Below are 19842 nucleotides of genomic sequence, written 5' to 3'. Positions count from 1 at the left end.
GGCCTAGACGCCCTCTGCCTTGCGGGGCCGCGCGAGCAGCGCCTGCAGCACGGATTCCTTGGGCTTGCCTTCGTGAAGCATGGCGACGACGGCGTCGCATATGGGGATGTCAACATTCACTGTCGCCGCGAGTTCGCGAACTGACAGCGAGGTCTTCACGCCCTCCGCCGTACCGCCGGTCAGGGCGATGGCATTGTCGAGGCTTGCGCCGCGACCGATGTGCGCGCCGAGGGTGTGGTTGCGCGACAGCGGCGACGCGCAGGTAGCGATGAGGTCGCCCATCCCAGCCAGCCCAGAGAACGTCTCGGGGGTTGCACCAAGCGCCAGGCCCAAGCGCGTAATCTCCGCGAGACCCCGGGTAATAACGGTGGCGGTGGTGTTGTGTCCAAAGCCAAGCCCCGCAGCCACACCCACGGCAACGGCGATGATGTTCTTATACGCGCCGCAGAGCTCAACGCCCACGACATCGGTATTCGTATACGGACGGAAGTACGACGATGCGGTGGCTTCCGACAACAGAATGGCAGCGTCGGCGTCGTAACCGGCGACCACGGTGGCCGTGGGCTGCTTGGCGGCGATCTCGCGCGCCAGGTTGGGTCCAGAAACTACGGTCAGGCGCTCGTTGGGCAAGGACCAGACGTCAGCCAAAACCTCACTCATGCGCTCGTGCGTGCCGAGTTCGATTCCCTTCATCAAAGAGGTCACGATGGCACTTTCCGGCAACGCCGTTTCGTGGCCCGCGAGGATGGCACGCACGTGCTGCGACGGCAGCGCCACGGCAACAATGTCCGCACCGGCGAGGGCGTCGTCCATGACCGTTGTAGCCTCGATGCCCGGCGGCAGCTCAAGTCCCTGCAACGCGCGCTCGTGGCGGCGGTCAACATTGATTCCGGAGACTACTGCGGCGTCACGGCCCCACAGCGAGACCTCGGTGCCGGCATCGGCCAACACCGCCGCGAAGGTGGTTCCCCACGCGCCCGCACCCAGAACAGCAGCCTTGGTCATTGATCTCGCTTCCTGTCTCGCATGTTGAATGGCTCGGCGGGAGCACTCTCGCCGCGAATGTCCTCAAGCATAGAGGTGAGTGTCGCCATGATCTTGTTAGTCGCCGCGCGCAGCAAAACCGAGTCGATGGGCTGGCCACGGAATTCGTCGAGGTCGACAGGTGGACCCGCAATCACGGTGATTGTCTTGCGCGGGAACGGCTTGAGCGTCTTGGAGTACGGGCTCAGTAGCTTGTCGGCACCCCACTGCGCCACCGGAATCACCGGCACGTTCTGCTCAAGCGCCATTCGTGCAGCTCCCGTGCGGGCCACCATGGGCCACATCTGAGGGTCCTTGGTGAGTGTGCCCTCGGGGAAAACCGCGATCATGTCGCCCCGATCGAGCACCGTGGCGCCCATGTCGAGGGCATCTCGAGCGCGCTTGGTTCCGCGATACACAGGTATCTGGTCAAGGTTGCGTAGGAGTCTGCCGGCAATGGGAATGTCGAAGAGGCTCGACTTGGCGAGAAACCTTGGCGGATGGCCGTTGTTGTAAAGGAAGTGCGCGAACGTAATGGGGTCCGCGTAAGACACGTGGTTAGACACCGCGATGAAGCCAGTGTCTCGCGGCAAATTCTCCTTGCCGTGCCAGTCCTTGCGAGTCATTGCGGACACGATGGGGCGCAGCACGCACGCCACCGCGCGGTAGCACCGGGTGATTCCGGTCGCCATCCGCGGCTACTCGATGCTGGCGCCGAGCGCCACCAGCTTGGCGCGGAAGTTCTCATAACCACGGTCGATGATGCCGATGCCGGACACGTTGGACGTGCCCGTTGCGGCAAGGGCTGCGATGAGATGGGAGAAGCCGCCACGCAGGTCGGGCACCACAATGTCAGCACCGGTGAGAGGCGTAGGGCCGGAGATCACAGCGGAGTGTTTAAAGTTGCGCTGGCCAAAACGGCACGTGCGATCCCCCAAGCACTCATTGAACAGTTGCACCTGCGCGCCCATCGCGTTGAGGGCCTTGGTGAACCCAAAACGCTGCTCATACACCGTCTCGTGAACAATGCTGAGGCCCGTCGCCTGGGTCAGCGCGACCACCAGCGGCTGCTGCCAATCAGTCATAAACCCGGGGTGCACGTCCGTCTGTAGCGCGATTGAGTGCAGTTCGCCACCGGGGTGGTAGAACCGGATGCCACCCTCGACGACGTCGAATTCGCCACCTACCTTGCGGAAGACGTTCAGGAACGTGCCCATGGACCGCTGCTGTGCACCGTGAACCAGAATGTTGCCCTTGGTCGCAAGAGCTGCGCTCGCCCACGAGGCTACCTCGATGCGATCACACAGTGCAGTGTGGTCGTATCCGCGCATCTCCTTGACGCCCTCAATCTGAATGGTGCGGTCGGTGTCGACCGAGATGATCGCGCCCATCTTCTGCAGAGTGTCGATCAGGTCCTTGATCTCCGGTTCGACCGCGGCGTTCTCAAGTAGCGTGATGCCCTCCGCCATGACGGCAGTGAGGAGCAACTGCTCTGTGGCACCCACGGAGGGATAGGACAACTCGTGTCGGATGCCCTTGAGCCCGTGGGGCGCAGTCAGGTGGAGGCCGTCTCCTGACTCCTCCACGGTGGCACCGAACTTCTTCAGAATCTCCAGGTGGAAGTCGATGGGGCGGTCGCCAATGAGGCAGCCTCCGAGATCGGGGATGACGGCCTCTCCCAGCCGGTGAAGTAGCGGGCCGCACAGCAGGATGGGGATGCGCGAGGAGCCCGCATGCGCAGCGATGTCAATTGCCTCGGCGGGGTTCAGGCTAGTGGTGTCCATCGACACGGTGCCAGCCTCGACGTCGTACTCGAGGTCGACGCCGTGGAGGCGAAGCAGCCCAGACACCACCCCTACGTCGCGGATGTCGGGAACGTTGCGCAGCATCGAAGGAGTCGAGCCGAGTAGCGCTGCAACCATCGCCTTGGAGACGAAGTTCTTGGCGCCACGTACGGAGATCTCACCCTCGAGCGGCTTGCCGCCGTGAATTCGAATGGAGTCGCTCATGTGACTATCTTCCCCTATGTAGCCGCCCTGGTCACGCCACCCCGTAGCCCTCCCCCGGCGAGCGTCCGCGTACCGATCTCAATGGTGGCGTGCCCGTCCCTGAATCTCCGCGTGAGTCCGGCCTTAGCGCCGACTCCCGGAGACCACGGCCACAACTTATCTGTGGCGAAACGTTTCGAGTCGGGCTAGTGTCGGCTACGGGAGTGCCCCTCACTCCCGTTCCGCCAACGAAGCCGGAGGAAAGATCTCAATGCAACACCACAACGATCAACAGCATTTATCTCGAGGCAGCAAGCGTGCCCGGGTTGTAGCAGCAACTGCAACAACCGCAGTTTTGCTCGCAGGCGCCACACTGGTGGCCACGAGTGCCTCTGCGGCAGAGTCATGTAGTGCCGAACTAGTCATTGCAAATTCCTGGCCTGGGGGCTACCAGGGATCTGTCAAGGTAACCGGGGGCGCGGGGGGCGTCGACGGTTGGACGGTTGCGGTCGGACTCGGCAGTTCGACTGTTGTCAATGCTTGGAACTCAACACTTGCGATAGGGGCGACGGGTGAGGCCGCCGCGTCAGACGTGGGATGGAATTCGACGCTAGCGAGCGGTCAATCAGCGGAGTGGGGGTTCCAAGGTTCCGGAACCATACCTTCCAGCGGAGCGATCGCGTGCAACGGATCAGTCACCAACCCAGACCCGTCTCCCGATCCGAGCGTGACGCCCGATCCGAGTCCCACGCCCGATCCGAGCGTGACGCCCGATCCGAGTCCCACGCCTGAGCCAAGCGTCACACCCGATCCGGGTGACCCTGGCGCCGGCAACGACGACTGGTTGCACATTGATGGCAACACCATCCTCGACGCGCAAGGCAATCCGGTGTGGTTGACCGGCGCGAATTGGTTCGGATTCAACACCACGGAACGCGTGTTCCACGGCCTATGGTCGGTCAATCTCTACGACACGATCGACCAAATCAGCGCGCATGGCTTCAACGTCTTGCGTGTTCCGATCTCTACCGAGCTCTTGATGGAGTGGAAGAACGGCCAGGCCGCAGTCCCGTCTGGCGTGAACACCTACGCCAATCCAGAGTTGGAGGGCCTGACGACACTAGGAGTGTTCGACGCTTTCCTTGACGCCTCCAAGGAAGCGGGGGTCAAGGTCATCCTTGACGTTCACTCGGCAAAGGCGGACAACTCGGGCCACTTCGAGCCGATGTGGTACGCGGGATCAATCACCACTGCCGATTTCTACGACACCTGGGAGTGGGTCGCCGACCGCTACAAGAACGACGACACGATCATCGGTTACGACCTGGAAAACGAACCGCATGGGACGTATAAGGCCACGCCGCGTGCCAAGTGGGATGGCTCAACCGATCCCGACAATTGGAAGCACGTCGCGGAGACGGCAGGCAACAAGATTCTCGCCATCAACCCGAATGCATTGATCCTGGTCGAGGGAATTGAGACGTACCCGAAGGATGGCGCGTCGTGGAATTCAACAAACGAGGACGACTATTACACCAACTGGTGGGGAGGTAACCTTCGCGGCGTGGCCGATCACGACCTCGACCTCGGCTCCCACCAGAATCAATTGGTCTACTCGCCACACGACTACGGGCCGCTTGTATTTGAGCAGGAATGGTTCAAGGGCGGGTTCTCGCAAGAAAGCCTGACGGAGGACGTGTGGGGCCCCAATTGGCTCTACCTGCACGACAACGACCAGTACCCGCTGCTCATTGGCGAGTGGGGTGGCCGAGTGGGAGAGGACCAGCGCCAAGACGACTGGCTGGTATACCTCCGCAATCTGATCTCGGAGAAGAAGATCAGTCACACCTTCTGGACCATCAACCCGAACTCGGGCGACACCGGCGGGCTACTGCTCGACGACTGGACTACCTGGGATCAGGAGAAGCTCACGCTGCTTGACCCGGCGCTGTGGCAGGACTCCAACGGCGAGTTCGTGGGCCTCGACCACGTGACGCCCCTGGTGGGAGGAACGAACGTGACCGAGTACTACGAGGACGGCAACACCGCCCCCGTCAGCTGATCACGAGCGAGCGGCCCGTGCCTCGAAGGAGGCGCGGGCCGCTTGCATTTCTCCGGTCGAGCGGCGGAGCTACGCACCTACCGCTGGTGCGGTCACAAAGATGTCGAACAACTCGGGATGATGAGCATGCACTAGCACCGCGAATACCACCGCATCAAACAGCAAGTGCACCGTGACCACGTACGGCAGCGACTTGGTCCAGGAGAAGATCCACCCCTGCACCAACGCGAACGGAATCGTCAGGAGTGGCCCCCATTCGCGGTATCCCAACTCCCACAGGAACGACACGAACACCAGCGACTGCAGCACGTTTGCGACCCACATGGGGAAGTGAGAACGCAGCAGAGCGAATACCACGCAGATGAAGAACAACTCGTCCCACAATCCCACTGCATTCACGCCAACGAACAGTCGGCCAATGTCCCCGCTCCCGCCTAGGTCCGGCCAGTTCTGATACGCACCCGAGCCAATGAAGTAGAGCGGCAAGACTAAATACCCGAACACGACGACAATGCCGAGGTACAGCCACTGCGGTCGCGTCCAACGTTTGCCGGTTCCCACGGGGAAGACGATGCTGCGGTCGCCGAAGACGAAGCGCGAGATTGCCCACGGCACCAGCACGGCCAACGACAACACCACAGTGAAACGCGCCATGCCGGCGTCCGAAAGGTCCGCGTGCAGCGAGATCGTGGAAATGATCACCTGCGCGAGCGCGATGAGCCCCAGGTCACGGGCTAGGCGGCGGTCAACTGCGAAGGCCAGCGCCAAGCCAAGAATGAGCGGGATGTAGCCCCATGGCCGAACATGCACTGCGAAGAGCAGAATCGCAGCACCGCAGACCATCGCGGCGGCGAGCAGTCGGGCGGCCGACTGGCCATCCCAACCCAGCCGCGGCATCGGCGGCAGGACCGATGACGAGCCGGCCACATCATCGTGCCCCTGGCCAGGCGACAGGCCCGGCACGGCATCGGTCGGAGTGACGGTGTTGGGCGTCTTCATGCCCCCGAGCATGCCAGAAGCCGCCGCCCCAATAGGGACGGCGGCTTCTGTGTTTCAATCTTGCGGGCTACTTGACCGGGCGAGCGGCGACGATCTCCTGCTTAGGCTCAGTCTTCTCCGGCAACGTCTTGGGACGCCAGGCGGCGCGCGTCTTCTCGAACGCGGTGATGTCCTCCTCGTGCTGGAGGCTCAGGCCGATGTCGTCCAGGCCCTCCATCAGGCGCCAGCGCACGTAGTCGTCGATCTCGAACTGGACAGTGATGTCACCACAGGACACGGTGCGGTCCTCGAGCGACACGGTCAGTTCCTTGCCGGGCTCGGCCTCGAGGGCCTTCCACAGCAGTTCGATGTCGCTCTGCTCGACGATCGCGGCGAGCAGACCCTGCTTGCCGGAGTTACCGCGGAAGATGTCGGCAAAGCGGCTCGCAATAACGACCTTGAAGCCGTAGTCCTTGAGCGCCCAAACGGCGTGCTCACGCGACGAACCCGTGCCAAAGTCAGGGCCGGCCACGAGGACCGATCCGGCCTTGTACGCGGGCTGGTTGAGGATGAAGTTTTCGTCTCCGCGCCAAGCGGCGAAGAGCGCGTCCTCGAAGCCGGTGCGCGTGACGCGCTTGAGGTACACGGCCGGGATGATCTGGTCCGTGTCGACGTTGGAGCGACGCAGCGGAACGCCGATGCCGGTGTGGGTGGTGAACTTTTCCATGAGTATCTCCCTTACGCCAGCGCTGCGGCGGGCTCGAGGTCGGCGGGGCTGGATAGCGTGCCACGGACCGCGGTAGCGGCGGCAACGAGCGGGGACACGAGGTGCGTGCGCCCACCCTTGCCCTGGCGACCCTCGAAGTTGCGGTTCGAGGTGGAGGCGCTGCGCTCCTGCGGGGCGAGCTGGTCGGGGTTCATTCCGAGGCACATGGAGCAACCGGCATTGCGCCATTCTGCGCCGAAGTCCAGGAACACCTTGTCGAGACCCTCGGCCTCTGCCTGGAGACGAACGCGGGCCGACCCGGGGACGACAAGGAAGCGTGTGTTCGGCGCCTTCTCGCGGCCCGCGATGATGTCTGCGGCTGCGCGCAGGTCCTCGATGCGGCCGTTGGTGCACGAGCCAAGAAAGACCGTGTCAATGGCGACCTCTCGGAACGGGGTGCCGGGCGTGAGCCCCATGTACTTGAGGGCGTTCGCGGCGGCCTCGCGCTGGTCGGCGTCGGCGAAGTCCTCGGGGTCGGGCACCGAGGCGCTCAACGGAGCACCCTGACCGGGGTTGGTACCCCAGGTGATGAACGGCTCCAGGTCGGCGGCGTTGAGATTGACCTCGGCGTCGAAGGTCGCGTCCTCGTCGGTGACGAGCTGCTTCCAGTCTGCGACGGCTGCGTCCCAGTCGGCACCCTCAGGGGCGTGAGGACGTCCCTTGACGTATTCAAACGTGGTCTCGTCGGGGGCGATGAGGCCGGCGCGGGCGCCCGCCTCGATCGACATGTTGCATACCGTCATGCGCGCCTCCTGCGAGAGCGCACGGATCGCGGCGCCACGGTACTCGAGCACATAGCCCTGTCCCCCGCCGGTGCCGATCTTGGTAATGACGGCCAGGATGATGTCCTTGGCCGTGGTGCCCTCGGGCAGGTCTCCATCGACGTTGATCGCCATGGTCTTGAAGGGTGCGAGCGGAAGCGTCTGCGTCGCGAGCACGTGCTCGACCTCGGAGGTACCGATGCCGAACGCGAGCGCGCCGAAGGCGCCGTGAGTTGAGGTGTGCGAGTCGCCGCAGACCACGGTCATGCCGGGCATGGTCAGGCCGAGCTGCGGGCCCACCACGTGAACAACGCCCTGATCGGCGTCACCCAGCGAGTGAATGCGGACACCGAACTCCTTGGCGTTGTCGCGCAGGGTCTGAATCTGGATGCGGCTGGTCTCGTCAGCGATCGGCTGGTCGATGTCCAGTGTGGGGGTGTTGTGGTCCTCGGTCGCAATGGTGAGGTCCGGGCGGCGCACGGTGCGACCGGCGATGCGGAGGCCTTCGAACGCCTGTGCACTCGTGACCTCGTGGCACATGTGCAGGTCGATGTAGATCAGGTCGGGGGCGCCGTCGGTGCCCTTACGCACCAGGTGGCTCTCCCACAGCTTTTCAGCCAGTGTGGTTCCCATTTTTCCTCCAGTGTCGGCACCCTACGGGGGTGTCAGATCCGTGTAGCGATATTCTTCCTTGACCTAGACATCTCACAATACGAGACGCTAGTATCGCTCTATGGACAATCATAGCGGAGTTGGCGTCATTGACAAGGCGGCCGCAATACTCGGCGCGCTGGAGCAGGGGCCGTCGACCTTGGCGGAGCTAGTGGCGACCACTCACCTGGCACGCCCCACCGTGCACCGCCTGGCGTTGGCCCTGGAACACCACCACCTGGTGGGCCGCGACTCCAACGGAGCGTTTGTCCTGGGTAGTCGGTTCGCGCAGCTCGCCGCGTCCGTGGGCGAGGACCGTCTGGTCAGCGCCGCGCAGCCGGTGCTGACGGTGCTGCGCGACCGCACAGGTGAGTCCGCGCAGTTGTATCGCCCCCACGGCGATCAGCGCATCTGCATCGCGGCCGCTGACCGCCCCGTGGGACTTCGCGACTCGATCCCGGTGGGCACCACCATGACCATGACCGCAGGCTCCGCAGCGCAGGTGCTGCTCGCCTGGCAGGAACCCACTCGCATGCACCGCGGCCTCGCAGGCGCGCGCTTCACCGCCAAGGACTTGGACCACGTGCGAGCATACGGCTACGCCGAATCCGCCGGCGAGCGCGAGACCGGAGTCAGCTCAGTGTCCGCGCCGGTGTGGGGAACGGCCGGCACAGTGATCGCTGCCGTCTCAATATCCGGACCGATCGAGCGCCTCACCGCACATCCAGCAGGCGAGCACGCGGAGTCCGTCATGGACGCGGCGCGCCAACTCAGCGACGTCCTTCGCCGTACCGAGCACTAGCCCACCGCCACGGCCCCCGCATACCCCGCGGCCTCGATCCCCCGCCCCACCACTTCCTCACCCACCTCGGCGCCCCATTGGTCCGATTCCGCTCCACTACTGCCGGCCAGACCCTCTCCGGACCAGAAATTCCCCTACCAGTCGGTAGAAAAAGTGAACGTTGCCATCGCGAGTCGAATCGTTTCGTGCTACGTTTCCACGCGTGGGTAAGGATGCCCACATGCTGAGGGGCATGACTCCATTAGAAGAGGAATCCCAGTGTTTACAAAGAAGTCAACACGCACCACTATGGCCGCCATCGGCGCGGCCGCGATCCTACTAGCCAGCGGCGCCACTGCCGCCAACGCTGACGTCATTAACGGAGATCTCGAGGGCGCCAACACCGACGCGTGGTTCTCCTACGGATTTGTAGGCGGATCTACCAGCTTCGAAGGCGGGCAATTCTGCGGCACCGTTCCCGGCGGTACCACCAATGTCTACGACGTCGGCTTCGGCCAGAATGACCTCGACCTGCCCGCTGGCGACTACGTCTTCAGTTTCGATGTGTCCGGCGAGGGTCCTATCCGCGCGATCGTCGCCCAAAATGGCGGCGCGTATGCCACCTACGCAGAATCGCTGCCTGCGCACTCTGAAGACATGACCCATTACGACGTGGGTTTCTCCCTGGCTGACGCAGCGATCGATCCTCAAGTCGCCTTCCAAGTAGGAGGAGCCGCGGAGGACTGGACCTTCTGCGCCGACAACATCTCCGTGGCGATGGCAGGCGCGGAGTTTGTTCCCGACGGGGGCTTTGACACCGGGCTGGGCTCCTGGTTCACCCCGGCCGACGCTGGCACGATCGTTGACGGCGCGCTGTGCACCCCCGTGACCGGCCAGGTCGGCGGCGGGGATCCGTGGAGCCGCATTGTGGGCCTCAACGATCTCACCCTCCCCGCGGGGGACTACGTGTTCTCGTACGACGTGTCCGGAGGCAAGCCCGTTCGCGCCATCGTTGGCATGGCCGCGGCCCCTTACGACGTCTACGCCGAGGCCAACACCACCCCGGGGGATTCGCTCGAGTCCAACCAGGTGGGCTTCTCGCTCGACGAGGAGACCACCGGCGTGCAGGTCGCCTTCCAAATCGGCACCTCCACCGAGGACTGGACCTTCTGCGTCGACAATGTGTCAGTGCTAGGGGGCGCGGCGCTTCCGCAGTACGAGCCCGACACAGGACCACGGGTGCGCGTCAACCAGGTGGGCTACATCACCGATGCCCCCAAGCGCGCAACGTTGGTGACCGATTCGACCGATCCCGCGGCGTGGGAAGTTCACAGCGCGGCCGATGCGGTGGTCGCCTCAGGTGATAGCGCACCTCAAGGCCTGGACGCATCGTCTGGCCTCAATGTTCACACCATCGACTTCTCGTCGGTCACCGCCCCTGGCACGTACACCCTGACGGCGGATGGCGACACGTCGTACGCATTCGAGATCGGCACTGACGCCTACAACACGCTCCGCACGGACTCCCTGAACTACTTCTACTTGGCACGTTCAGGCACCGAGATCGACGGCGACATTGTGGGCGAGGATTACGCACGCGCCGCCGGGCATGTAAGCACAGCGGGTGGCGGCGACACTAATCAAGGAGACGACAATGTCGCGTGCCAGCCGGCCGAAGACTCTGCCGCAATCTACGGCGTGCCGTGGACCTGCGACTACACGCTCGACGTCGTGGGAGGGTGGTACGACGCCGGCGACCACGGCAAGTATGTGGTCAATGGCGGCATCGCCACCGCGCAACTGCTCGCAACGTTTGAGCGCACCAAGAATGCGCCCTCGGCCGATGCCTCCGCACTGGGCGACAGCACTCTTGCCATTCCGGAAACCGACAACGGCGTGCCGGACGTGCTGGACGAGGCCAAGTGGGAACTCGACTTCATGATGTCGATGATGGTCCCCCAAGGCGAGGACCTGGCCGGCATGGTGCACCACAAGGTTCACGACTATGGCTGGACCGGGCTCCCGCTCCTGCCGGCGAACGATGCTCAGACTCGATACCTGCACCGTCCGTCTACCGCGGCAACGCTCAACCTCGCCGCCACCGCCGCGCAGGGCGCTCGACTGTTCGCCCCCTACGACGCGAACTACTCGCAGCAGTTGCTGGACTCGGCCAGGACCGCCTGGTCGGCCGCACTGGCTCACCCGGACATCTACGCCCCTGTCTCCGATGGCAACAATGGCGGCGGCGCGTACGACGACGACGACGTCACCGACGAGTTCTACTGGGCGGCGGCAGAGTTGTACATCACTACTGGCGCCAAGGAGTTCAAGGACTATGTGCTCGCATCACCGCTGCACACCGCCAACGTATTCGACACCGGCGGATTTAACTGGGGCTCTGTCGCAGCGCTAGGACGCATGGACCTGGCAACTGTGCCGAACTCACTACCGGGGCACCACGCCATAGTTGAGTCGGTCCTGGACGGCGCCGACGCCATTCGCTCGGTTCAGCAGGCACAGCCCTTCGGGCAGGCACTCGGCGCGGATCAGTTTGTCTGGGGATCCAACAGCCAGGTGCTCAACAACTTGGTGGTGCTCGGCACCGCGTACGACCTTAGCGGTGCGGCAAAGTACCGTGACGCGGCGGTGGAGAGTGCCGACTATCTGCTGGGTCGCAACGCGCTCAACAATTCGTACATCACCGGCTACGGCGACGTGTACTCGGAAAATCAGCACTCACGGTGGTTCTCCGCGCAACTGAGCCCCAGCCTTCCGCACCCGCCGTCCGGCTCGGTCTCGGGTGGCCCTAACGCCGACGTCGGCACCTGGGACCCCACGTTCGCAGCCTTGTATCCGAATCAGGATTGCGCTCCGCAGTTCTGCTATGTCGACGAGATTCAGTCGTGGGCAACCAACGAGATCACGGTGAACTGGAACTCGGCGTTGAGCTGGGTGGCATCGTTCCTCGCGGATCAAACGGAAGGCGCGGCCGCCGCGGTGGCTCATTGCGAAGTCCAGTACATCACCCACGGCACCTGGCCCGGGGCGACCAACAACCAGGTGTGGATCAAGAACACCGGATCCGCCTTGATTGAGGGCTGGGATCTCACCTGGGCGTACCCGGGCGACGACGAGGTTACGTCACAGGCCTGGAGCGCGAACTACTCGCAATCTGGGGCCACCGTGACGGCATCCAGCCTGTCGTGGAACGCCAAGATCAAGCCGGGCGCCAAGACGACAATCGGCTTCCTCACGTCAACTCACACACTGGCAGACGCTCAGCCCGTGCAGTTCTGGCTCAACGGGGAGCCGTGTTCCACCGTCGGCAAGAGCGACGGCAAGAGCGACGGCAAGAACACGAAGGACCAGAAGGTAGAAAAGGGCGCCTCTGTAATGAAGTAGGCGTCGGCCACTACATGCATCGCGGCCGATGCCCCTGTCACTAGAGCGGCGCAGGCCGGCACACGCCGACCTGCGCCGCCACGCATGTAGATCACAGGTCTTCGCGCCAGCGAATCACAGTCAGGTCACAGAAACAGCTCGATCAACGACGGGCCTGGAGAAAAACGAAACGTTTCGTGTAGGGTGCCAAGACGTGCGAAGAAGCGCGTCCGGGGCAACCCGGCGGGGGAAGTTTGATGGAGGACCACGTGCCAAAGACGACACTGCACCACCGCGGCCCATACGGCTGGGCGGCGCCCACCCGCACAGCGGCACTGGTGCTGACCGGACTGCTCGCGTGGTCCGCTCCCCTGCTCGGTGCCACCCCAGCATCGGCCGCCGAGGACGACGCCTTGTTTGTTGTCAACGGCACCTTCGACGACGGCGACACTAGCTGGTGGTCAACCGAGAACCTGATCGAATCAATCGATACCGCCTCGGGAGCGCTCTGCGTCGACGTTCCCGGCGCCACCGTGAATCCCTGGGACGCCATCGTGGGCCAGGACGGGTTTACCTTGCCCATGGACGACTATGTGCTGTCCTTCGACATCAGCGCGGACACTGCCGACGGTCAACCGGTGGGCGTGCGCGCGCTGATGCAAGACCCGGAGACGTATGCGACCGTCTTGGATAAGACAGTGCAGGCGGGCGCAGACACGCAGCACTACGACGTGGGATTCGCGCTCGACCAGGATTTCGAGGATCGCCAGATGGCGTTCCAGTTTGGAGGTGCGTCGCAGGCGTGGACCTTCTGCATCGACAACGTTGTGCTCGTGGCGGGCAAGGTACTGCCTCCCTATGCCCCGGAAACCGGACCTCGCGTGCGCGTCAACCAGGTGGGCTACCTCCCGGACGGCCCCAAGCACGCCACGATTGTCACCGACCAGGCCTCCCCCGTCGACTGGACGCTGGACAATGAAACCGAAACCGTGGCATCGGGAACCGCCACCCCGGCGAATGCGGATCCGTCCACGCTGCTTGCCACGCAGACCATCGACTTCTCGGACGTCACCACGCCAGGCACCTACACCCTTAGCGCTGACGGAGCCACGTCCTACGAGTTCACCATCGGCACCGAGGCTTACGCCCAACTCCGCAAGGACTCGTTGCAGTACTTCTACCTCGCGCGTTCGGGCACTGACATCGATCCTGCCCTCGTGGGCGAGGAGTACGCCCGCGCGCCTGGCCACGTGAGCACCGCCGGCGGCACCGAGACCAATCAGGGCGACAACGCTGTGGCGTGCCAACCCGCCGACGACAACACTGGCGGCGACAACCCCAAACCAATCTACGGCGAGCCCTGGACGTGCGACTACACCCTCGACGTCGTGGGTGGCTGGTACGACGCCGGCGACCATGGAAAGTACGTCGTCAACGGCGGCATCGCCACCGCGCAACTGCTGTCGACCTACGAACGCAGCCTCACCGCACCATCGGCCCAGCAGGGCGCCCTGGGCGATGGTTCCCTCACTATTCCCGAATCCGCCAACGGCATCCCTGATGTGCTCGACGAGGCTAAGTGGGAACTCGACTTCATGATGTCGATGATGGTGCCGCAGGGTCAGGAGCTGGCCGGCATGGCGCATCACAAGATGCACGACTACGGCTGGACAGGTCTGCCGATGCTCCCGGTCGACGATCCGCAGACCCGTTACCTCCACCGCCCCTCAACGGCAGCCACCTTGAACCTCGCCGCAACTGCGGCTCAGGGCGCGCGCCTGTTCGAGCCGATCAACCCGGACTACGCCGGCCAGCTACTTGAATCGGCTCGGACCGCCTGGGCAGCCGCCCTCGCCCACCCGGACATGTTTGCTCCCGCCACCGACGGCAACAATGGGGGCGGCGCGTATCCAGACCAGGACGTCTCCGACGAGTTCTACTGGGCCGCGGCGGAGCTCTACCTCACCACCGGCGAACAGGAATACCAGGACTACGTGATCGAGTCCCCACTGAACGAGCGCAACGTCTTCTCCACGGGGGGCTTTAGCTGGGGTAGCGTCGCCGCGCTCGCTCGCATGGATCTGGCCACCGTCCCCAGCGAACTTCCGGGGCACGATGCCGTGGTCGCCTCAGTTCTGGCGGGCGCCGATGGCATGCTCGCTGAGCAGGATCGGCAGCCATTCGGTCAGGTGTTGCCCGCCAATCAGTATGTGTGGGGCTCCAATAGCCAGATCCTCAACAACATCGTGGTGTTGGGCACCGCGTACGACCTCAGCGGCGACGGGAAGTACCGCGACGGCGCACTCGAAAGCCTTGACTATCTCTTGGGCCGTAACGCCCTGAATGTGTCCTACGTGACCGGCTACGGCACCGAGTACGCACAGAATCAACACTCGCGCTGGTTTGCAAACCAACTGAACCCCGAGCTCCCGCACCCACCCCATGGCTCTGTCGCGGGTGGCCCCAACGCCAGCCAGGGCACCTGGGACCCCATCGCATCGGGGTTGTTCTCCACTGGTTGTGCGCCGCAGTTCTGCTACGTGGACGACATCGGATCGTTCGCGACCAATGAGATCACTATCAATTGGAACTCGGCGCTTAGTTGGGTGGCATCGTTCGCCGCGGACCAAGGAGCCGATGCCGGGGCGGCGACGGCCGCCGCTGGCACCGATGCTGGGGGAACGGAGACCTCCGGCGCACTGATCGAGGAGGAGGGCCCCAGCATGTGGATCGCCCTCCTCATCTCGCTGGTGATGGCCAGCGGCGGAGTCGCATTTGTGCTGGCGCAGGGTCGCCTTACGAAAGCCACAAACTAGCGGCCGCTGTAGCGCACTCGCAGAGTGAAGCGCTCGTAACGCCTCGGCACGAAACGCGAGAGGTCACCCACCGATACCCGCAAAGGAAGCTTGCACATCGATTCCCCGCGGGCCACCGCGCTGGCAGCATTCACGCTCAGATTCATGGGCCAGAAGAGGCAAAACTCCTCCTCGACCGCGAGCGGGACCAGCACGAGCGGAGGGATGTCGCTAGAAATTTTCTGTCGTGCGGCAAACCTCCGCGAATCCCCAGCATTTACCTGGCCCCGCGAGGAAGTCACTCCTTGAGCGCGGCCTGATCCAGAATTCGCGCTTCTTTGCGCATTCTTCGGTACAGATCAGCAAGATCGACAGTGCTCCTAGCGATCACTGCCAGTACATAACTGCACTCAAGTGGACGGTAGACAAGCACTCCATGACTGCCAAAGACCGCTCCACCCTCCATCGCACCGAGCTTCACCCCATCACAGATGAGGGCGCCCACACCCAACGCGGATGCGGTGGCAGCTGCGGCATGGTCTCGGGCAGCGAGGGGTAGATCATCGTAAAAGGGCACGCCGTCTCGCCCTGCGAGGAGCACTCGAGTCACACCTGGCAATTCCCGCAACTCCTGCGCGATAGGTGCCACCGTGTCACGGGTAATCATGCGCCCACCGCCGCCTGACGCCAGCGACCACCAAGTTGCTGAGCCACGAGCTCAGCCTCACGCGTCAGGAGGGTCAGGTCCGTACCTTGACTTGCGAGCGCAGCAATTAAGTGCCCGGCGTCAATCGGCACTACGAGGAGGCTGTCGGATTCGGTGTTCACCACGGCTGAACGCAAAGAACTGGCGGTGAGGGTCATCGCAACACTGTTTGCGAGTCCTACCAACGTGGCGGTCATCGCCGCACCCGCGTCGCGTTGCGCCAACGGCACATCGTCGTAGACCGGAAGACCCTCGGTGCGCGCAATCAAAACACGGTGCACCCCTGGCACTGCGCGCCGGAGTCGGGCTGAGGCAAGCAGACCCTGCTTAGGAATGATCATGCCGACTCCCCCACCCGAATCGAACGAAGTAGGTTCTCCACCGTCTCGTGGCATTGGTCCTTGTCTCGAGGATCGCAACTCACTATTAATGAGGGGTCAATGCCGATGAACTCCGCGAGCTCAGCGCGTGGCAGCGCCTCCGGGTCCCACCGATTAGCTGCGATGAGCATGGGCGCCTGTGGGGCGAAGGAAGCGAATGCGCGCACAATGCTGCGCGACTGTGCCCGAGCCTGCAGCCGGCTAGCGTCAATCAAAATGAGGTAGCCATGCATCCCCTGCGCGAGTACGGGCCACATGAAACTGAACCGCTCTTGACCGGGAGTGCCGAAGAGCCCCACGTGATCGCCGGAGCCAGCGAGTTCAATTGTGGCGTGATCCATCGCTGTCGTCGTGGTCTGCTTGAGAGCCTTGGTGGAGTCCGATATCGCGTTCTCGCTACCGATGATGTCGCCATCGGCAGCCGAGGCAATAAACGTCGTCTTCCCGGACGCGAACGGCCCGGCGACGACTACTTTGAAGGTCTGAGGTTCCATGGTGTGGTCGGGTGGCCCACACGCGGGCGGGCCACCCGTTCAACCTAAATCTGAATCGACTGCTCGACGGTCTGCAGCTGGCGACGCGCCATCGCGAGATTCGCGCGCGTCTTGTCGAGGACGACGTAGAAGAAGAGCCCCTGACCCGACACGGAACTGACAAGGCGGATCAGGTGGAACTGCTTGCCAAGCGTGATGAGGATGTCCTCGATCTTGTCGTCAAGGCCGAGCGAGTCCATCACGCGCATCTTGGCACGAACCACCTCGGTGTTACCTGCTGCGGCGAGCTCCAAGTCAATGCCAGCGCCTGCCGTGGCGAGGGTCATGCCGGAGTCGTAGTCCACCAGCGCTGCGGCGAGGCAGCCGTCAATCGCGAGAGCCTGGGAAACGGAGTCGTTGGGCGTAGTCATAAGAGTTCCTCAATCTATAAGTTGGCACGCATAACAAAGTCGGAGACAAAGGTCTGCCGTCACTGGCGTGGGTTTCGTTGGCACGTCCCCGGACGGTGTTCGCCTCAGTGGATCGCGCGGATTGGCGAGAACCCCTCAGTTCCCGCGAAACCCACAATAGTGAGCGTTCACCAGGACGTAAAGATTCCATGAGAGCGATGTGACGCATGTCTCACCGCGTCGCAATGCGCCCAAAAGGGACATCCCTTCGAAACGTTACGGCAAGGTGGGATACGCGCTGCTACGACGCGACGGAGCCCGTCAGGTCCCCGAACCCAGGCGCGGTGGCATAGCAGGAATAACTGGTCTCACCGGCATCCCAGGCCCGCTCAGAGAGCTGGTCCCAACCGAAGGCATTGCCCATGTCGCGCGAGTCCCGGCCGGTGTACGACTCGTACTCATTGCGGCAATGTGCCTTGCGGGCGTCATCAATCGCTTCGAAATTGAATGCCGACACCTCACTCACGGCGTCAACGACCGCCGTCACCTCGAACATGTGGGGCTGATCGCAATCAATGTACTGAGGAATGGGCAACCCCAGCTCATCTACGGCCACCTTGTTGAGGCAGTCGCCCACCTCCATTGCCCGTGGGGCGTCGACCGATGCGTGTGGAACCGGCGGCTCGCTCGCGGGGGGTTCGGGACGCACAGTCGATGCCTCGACAGGCGGCGTCGAGTCCCCAGCGGACGCCTCGCCGCCTACCGTATGGCTGAGGGCGAGGTCTGGCCCAGACGCAGTCGGCGCGCACCCCGCCAAGACGATCGCGACCGCCACGCCCATCGCCCCGACAATGCCAACCCTCTCCCGTGCTGCGCTCGAGGGTTCCACGCAGCGATCGGCATCTGGACTGGATCGTTCACGCTTCATGCGCATAGCACTCCCCCTCGGTGTTGCTGGAATCACTTCGACCCTAGCGAAATACCAGGCATTAGCGAACTAGCTGCGCGACCCTAGACTTGAGGCATGGCACGAATTGTGGTCTTTGACGGTGAATGTGGGCTGTGCAATGGATTTGTCTCGTGGCTGGTCCGGCACGACCGCGGTGGAGCCTTCCTGCTCGCGGGCTCTGCGGGCGAGGTGGGCCGCGAGACCATTCGGCGCGCCGGGCTGCCAGCGGACATTGGGGCCTCGACGACTGTCCTGTGGGATAGCGGCTCCTCTCCAGACAACGCCGCTGGCAATGATGGGGGTGCTGTGCCAGGCAACGCGGGCCACGTGCTCACCAAGTCCGACGCGGTCATCGCGATTCTGCGCGGCCTAGGCTGGCCGTGGCGAGCGGCAACTCTTGCGCGCATCGTCCCTCGTTCCTGGCGCGACCGCGTCTACGATGCGGTCGCTGCCCGTCGCTCGCGCGTCAATGCGGAGGACCCTGCGTGCGGAGTCCCTCCGCGCGAACTGGTGACGCTGTGGAAGTCGCGCCTCGCGACACTGGACGACCTCGCGTAACCGCGACAGGACACCCGGGAAATAAAAAAACTCCCCACCGCTACTGCGGTGAGGAGAATTTTGGTAGCCCCGACGGGATTCGAACCCGCGCTACCGCCGTGAGAGGGCGGCGTGCTAGGCCGCTACACAACGGGGCCCTAGCGATTCACGCAACTACGCGGTGAATGCGAAAACAAACTTTACCCTACGGCTGGCACATCGCGCCAATCGTCGGGCCAGCAAAAAGACCCACCGAAGCGGGCCGTCTTGATGGCTGGGGTACCAGGACTCGAACCTAGACTAAATGAACCAGAATCACTCGTGCTGCCAATTACACCATACCCCAATGGCCTCACCCGAAGGCTGGACCGAGGCACTACTTTAGCCTGTTCTGCGCCCCATCCAAAACCGGCGCCGATGCTGTGGCCTAGTGAGGGCCAATACTCGCCGAAAACTCGCGCAAAGTTGCCACCCGTGGCACCGTCAATCCGTCCTGTGTCACCACCGAATCGTCCGTGCTGCCGCCCTCGCCAGTCCCGGCATCGGCCCCCCTAGAACGGTCTAGCCAATAGCCACTGAGCCCGGCACGCGTGGCCGCAATGGCGTCGATGTCGAGCTCGTCACCGATGTAGGCAGTCTGGGCGGGCGCTGATCCAAGCCGCTCGGCCGCGAGCGCAAACACTCGTGGATCCGGCTTGCCGAAGCCCAGGGTGTCGACTCCCACCAGCATGGGCACGCGCTCCAGACCCACGGCCGCGAGCTTGAGGTTCTGGTAGTCAAAGCGCGCGTTGCTGAGCGCTCCGTACGGGATACCGGCCTCCTCGAGCGCGTCCAGGCATGCATGCGCGTCGTCGAATGCGCGCCAGCCATCCTGAAAGCCCTGCTCGAAAACCACGTCCCACGCGTCGTACGCGTCGTCGCCCATGAGCACCCCGCCGAACTCCGCGTGAAGGTCGTTCGCGCGCCTCATACGCTGCTCGCGGTGGTCCATCTCGCCACGGGTGTGGGCGCGGTAATGCCCGTGCCTGTCCGCGCGCCAAAAGACCGCGACGTCGGCAAGCTCCGCATCGGCCGCAAGGTACTCGGCCGCGACCGTCGTGAGCGCGTGCCGGAACGCGCCCTTGGTGTCCACGAGCGTGTCGTCGACGTCAAACAGCACCGCATTGATTGCTGCTTGGCTCACTGGAGTACCAGCGTCGTT

General features: G+C 63.6%; 18 protein-coding genes, 2 tRNA genes and 1 pseudogene. 6 read left to right on the top strand and 15 right to left on the bottom strand.

Annotated features, from left to right (window positions below; translation table 11 throughout):
- Window positions 1–3: 3 nt before the first annotated feature.
- From AOP77_RS07395 to murA, 3 genes are read right to left on the bottom strand one after another with little or no spacing between them, the layout of a single operon-like run.
- Entirely contained in the window at window positions 4–1005 is a 1002-nt protein-coding gene (locus AOP77_RS07395) for an NAD(P)H-dependent glycerol-3-phosphate dehydrogenase (protein ID WP_062211753.1), read from the bottom strand.
- Window positions 1002–1715 (bottom strand): lysophospholipid acyltransferase family protein, encoded by a 714-nt coding sequence (locus AOP77_RS07390; protein ID WP_062211749.1) that lies wholly within the window; start codon window positions 1713–1715, stop codon window positions 1002–1004. The genes AOP77_RS07395 and AOP77_RS07390 overlap by 4 nt, the downstream gene beginning before the upstream one ends.
- A 6-nt stretch (window positions 1716–1721) precedes the next feature.
- On the bottom strand, window positions 1722–3032 hold the full coding sequence (gene murA, locus AOP77_RS07385; protein WP_062211746.1) for a UDP-N-acetylglucosamine 1-carboxyvinyltransferase: 1311 nt from the start codon (window positions 3030–3032) through the stop codon (window positions 1722–1724).
- 250 nt (window positions 3033–3282) lie between these two features.
- Between murA and AOP77_RS12625 the strand changes: the two are divergent.
- A pseudogene (locus AOP77_RS12625) lies at window positions 3283–3690 on the top strand (cellulose binding domain-containing protein); the annotation flags it as partial.
- Window positions 3691–3702: 12 nt separating this feature from the next.
- Here the strand turns inward: AOP77_RS12625 and AOP77_RS12620 are convergent.
- The gene (locus AOP77_RS12620) at window positions 3703–3861 is read right to left on the bottom strand and encodes a hypothetical protein (RefSeq protein WP_369345408.1); all 159 of its coding nucleotides are present in this window, start codon (window positions 3859–3861) and stop codon (window positions 3703–3705) included.
- Here AOP77_RS12620 and AOP77_RS07380 point away from each other — a divergent pair.
- Window positions 3856–5073, top strand: coding sequence for a glycoside hydrolase family 5 protein (locus AOP77_RS07380; protein ID WP_439644703.1), 1218 nt, complete (start codon window positions 3856–3858; stop codon window positions 5071–5073). The genes AOP77_RS12620 and AOP77_RS07380 overlap by 6 nt on opposite strands.
- 69 nt (window positions 5074–5142) lie before the next feature.
- On the opposite strand, the gene AOP77_RS07375 is transcribed toward AOP77_RS07380, so the two are convergent.
- The 3 genes from AOP77_RS07375 to leuC form a co-directional block, all read right to left on the bottom strand.
- A complete protein-coding gene (locus tag AOP77_RS07375; RefSeq protein WP_062212593.1) occupies window positions 5143–5970 on the bottom strand; it encodes a CPBP family intramembrane glutamic endopeptidase in 828 nt (275 codons plus the stop codon).
- Between the two features lie 169 nt (window positions 5971–6139).
- Window positions 6140–6778: a 3-isopropylmalate dehydratase small subunit gene (gene leuD / locus AOP77_RS07370; protein WP_062211740.1), complete on the bottom strand. Its 639-nt coding sequence runs from the start codon at window positions 6776–6778 to the stop codon at window positions 6140–6142.
- An 11-nt stretch (window positions 6779–6789) separates the two neighbouring features.
- Entirely contained in the window at window positions 6790–8211 is a 1422-nt protein-coding gene (leuC, locus tag AOP77_RS07365; RefSeq protein WP_061965099.1) for a 3-isopropylmalate dehydratase large subunit, read from the bottom strand.
- 100 nt (window positions 8212–8311) lie between these two features.
- On the opposite strand from leuC, the gene AOP77_RS07360 reads away from it, so the two are divergent.
- From AOP77_RS07360 to AOP77_RS07350, 3 genes are all read left to right on the top strand, one after another.
- Window positions 8312–9031, top strand: coding sequence for an IclR family transcriptional regulator (locus AOP77_RS07360; protein ID WP_062211738.1), 720 nt, complete (start codon window positions 8312–8314; stop codon window positions 9029–9031).
- Window positions 9032–9289: 258 nt separating this feature from the next.
- Window positions 9290–12412, top strand: a complete 3123-nt coding sequence (locus AOP77_RS07355; RefSeq protein WP_152649820.1) for a glycoside hydrolase family 9 protein — start codon at window positions 9290–9292, stop codon at window positions 12410–12412.
- Between the two features lie 248 nt (window positions 12413–12660).
- The gene (locus tag AOP77_RS07350; RefSeq protein WP_236685779.1) at window positions 12661–15207 is read left to right on the top strand and encodes a glycoside hydrolase family 9 protein; all 2547 of its coding nucleotides are present in this window, start codon (window positions 12661–12663) and stop codon (window positions 15205–15207) included.
- 277 nt (window positions 15208–15484) lie between these two features.
- Here AOP77_RS07350 and AOP77_RS07340 read toward each other — a convergent pair whose 3' ends face one another.
- The 5 genes from AOP77_RS07340 to AOP77_RS07320 all read right to left on the bottom strand — a co-directional run bounded on the left by AOP77_RS07340 (window position 15485) and on the right by AOP77_RS07320 (window position 18083).
- Entirely contained in the window at window positions 15485–15853 is a 369-nt protein-coding gene (locus AOP77_RS07340) for a hypothetical protein (RefSeq protein WP_062211734.1), read from the bottom strand.
- Complete coding sequence (locus tag AOP77_RS07335) at window positions 15850–16233, bottom strand: roadblock/LC7 domain-containing protein (RefSeq protein ID WP_062211732.1); 384 nt, start codon at window positions 16231–16233, stop codon at window positions 15850–15852. The genes AOP77_RS07340 and AOP77_RS07335 overlap by 4 nt, the downstream gene beginning before the upstream one ends.
- Window positions 16230–16766 (bottom strand): GTP-binding protein, encoded by a 537-nt coding sequence (locus AOP77_RS07330; protein WP_062211729.1) that lies wholly within the window; start codon window positions 16764–16766, stop codon window positions 16230–16232. The genes AOP77_RS07335 and AOP77_RS07330 overlap by 4 nt, the downstream gene beginning before the upstream one ends.
- A 44-nt stretch (window positions 16767–16810) precedes the next feature.
- A complete protein-coding gene (locus AOP77_RS07325; protein ID WP_062211726.1) occupies window positions 16811–17176 on the bottom strand; it encodes a hypothetical protein in 366 nt (121 codons plus the stop codon).
- Window positions 17177–17456: 280 nt separating this feature from the next.
- Window positions 17457–18083, bottom strand: coding sequence for a septum formation family protein (locus AOP77_RS07320; protein WP_236685778.1), 627 nt, complete (start codon window positions 18081–18083; stop codon window positions 17457–17459).
- Window positions 18084–18179: 96 nt separating this feature from the next.
- On the opposite strand from AOP77_RS07320, the gene AOP77_RS07315 reads away from it, so the two are divergent.
- Window positions 18180–18662: a thiol-disulfide oxidoreductase DCC family protein gene (locus AOP77_RS07315; protein WP_062211720.1), complete on the top strand. Its 483-nt coding sequence runs from the start codon at window positions 18180–18182 to the stop codon at window positions 18660–18662.
- 61 nt (window positions 18663–18723) lie between these two features.
- On the opposite strand, the gene AOP77_RS07310 is transcribed toward AOP77_RS07315, so the two are convergent.
- From AOP77_RS07310 to AOP77_RS07300, 3 genes are all read right to left on the bottom strand, one after another.
- Window positions 18724–18799 (bottom strand) — tRNA-Glu (locus tag AOP77_RS07310).
- 113 nt (window positions 18800–18912) lie between these two features.
- Window positions 18913–18987: transfer RNA gene (locus tag AOP77_RS07305), tRNA-Gln, on the bottom strand.
- 81 nt (window positions 18988–19068) lie between these two features.
- Window positions 19069–19824: an HAD family hydrolase gene (locus AOP77_RS07300; protein ID WP_236685777.1), complete on the bottom strand. Its 756-nt coding sequence runs from the start codon at window positions 19822–19824 to the stop codon at window positions 19069–19071.
- Between the last annotated feature and the right edge of the window lie 18 nt (window positions 19825–19842).

It is taken from the genome of Demequina oxidasica, from assembly GCF_000975115.1.
Lineage (GTDB): Bacteria > Actinomycetota > Actinomycetes > Actinomycetales > Demequinaceae > Demequina > Demequina oxidasica.
The sequence above is the reverse complement of the archived record's forward strand: the minus strand, read 5'-3'. Positions and strand labels throughout refer to the sequence as shown.

Bases quoted from the DNA above. Each gene is read 5' to 3' on its own strand.
- AOP77_RS07395 (WP_062211753.1), bottom strand. From the start codon at position 1,005: ATGACCAAGGCTGCTGTTCTGGGTGCGGGCGCGTGGGGAACCACCTTC.
- AOP77_RS07390 (WP_062211749.1), bottom strand. From the start codon at position 1,715: ATGGCGACCGGAATCACCCGGTGCTACCGCGCGGTGGCGTGCGTGCTG.
- murA (WP_062211746.1), bottom strand. From the start codon at position 3,032: ATGAGCGACTCCATTCGAATTCACGGCGGCAAGCCGCTCGAGGGTGAG.
- AOP77_RS07375 (WP_062212593.1), bottom strand. From the start codon at position 5,970: ATGCCGCGGCTGGGTTGGGATGGCCAGTCGGCCGCCCGACTGCTCGCC.
- leuD (WP_062211740.1), bottom strand. From the start codon at position 6,778: ATGGAAAAGTTCACCACCCACACCGGCATCGGCGTTCCGCTGCGTCGC.
- leuC (WP_061965099.1), bottom strand. From the start codon at position 8,211: ATGGGAACCACACTGGCTGAAAAGCTGTGGGAGAGCCACCTGGTGCGT.
- AOP77_RS07360 (WP_062211738.1), top strand. From the start codon at position 8,312: ATGGACAATCATAGCGGAGTTGGCGTCATTGACAAGGCGGCCGCAATA.
- AOP77_RS07340 (WP_062211734.1), bottom strand. From the start codon at position 15,853: ATGATTACCCGTGACACGGTGGCACCTATCGCGCAGGAGTTGCGGGAA.
- AOP77_RS07335 (WP_062211732.1), bottom strand. From the start codon at position 16,233: ATGATCATTCCTAAGCAGGGTCTGCTTGCCTCAGCCCGACTCCGGCGC.
- AOP77_RS07330 (WP_062211729.1), bottom strand. From the start codon at position 16,766: ATGGAACCTCAGACCTTCAAAGTAGTCGTCGCCGGGCCGTTCGCGTCC.
- AOP77_RS07325 (WP_062211726.1), bottom strand. From the start codon at position 17,176: ATGACTACGCCCAACGACTCCGTTTCCCAGGCTCTCGCGATTGACGGC.
- AOP77_RS07320 (WP_236685778.1), bottom strand. From the start codon at position 18,083: ATGAAGCGTGAACGATCCAGTCCAGATGCCGATCGCTGCGTGGAACCC.
- AOP77_RS07315 (WP_062211720.1), top strand. From the start codon at position 18,180: ATGGCACGAATTGTGGTCTTTGACGGTGAATGTGGGCTGTGCAATGGA.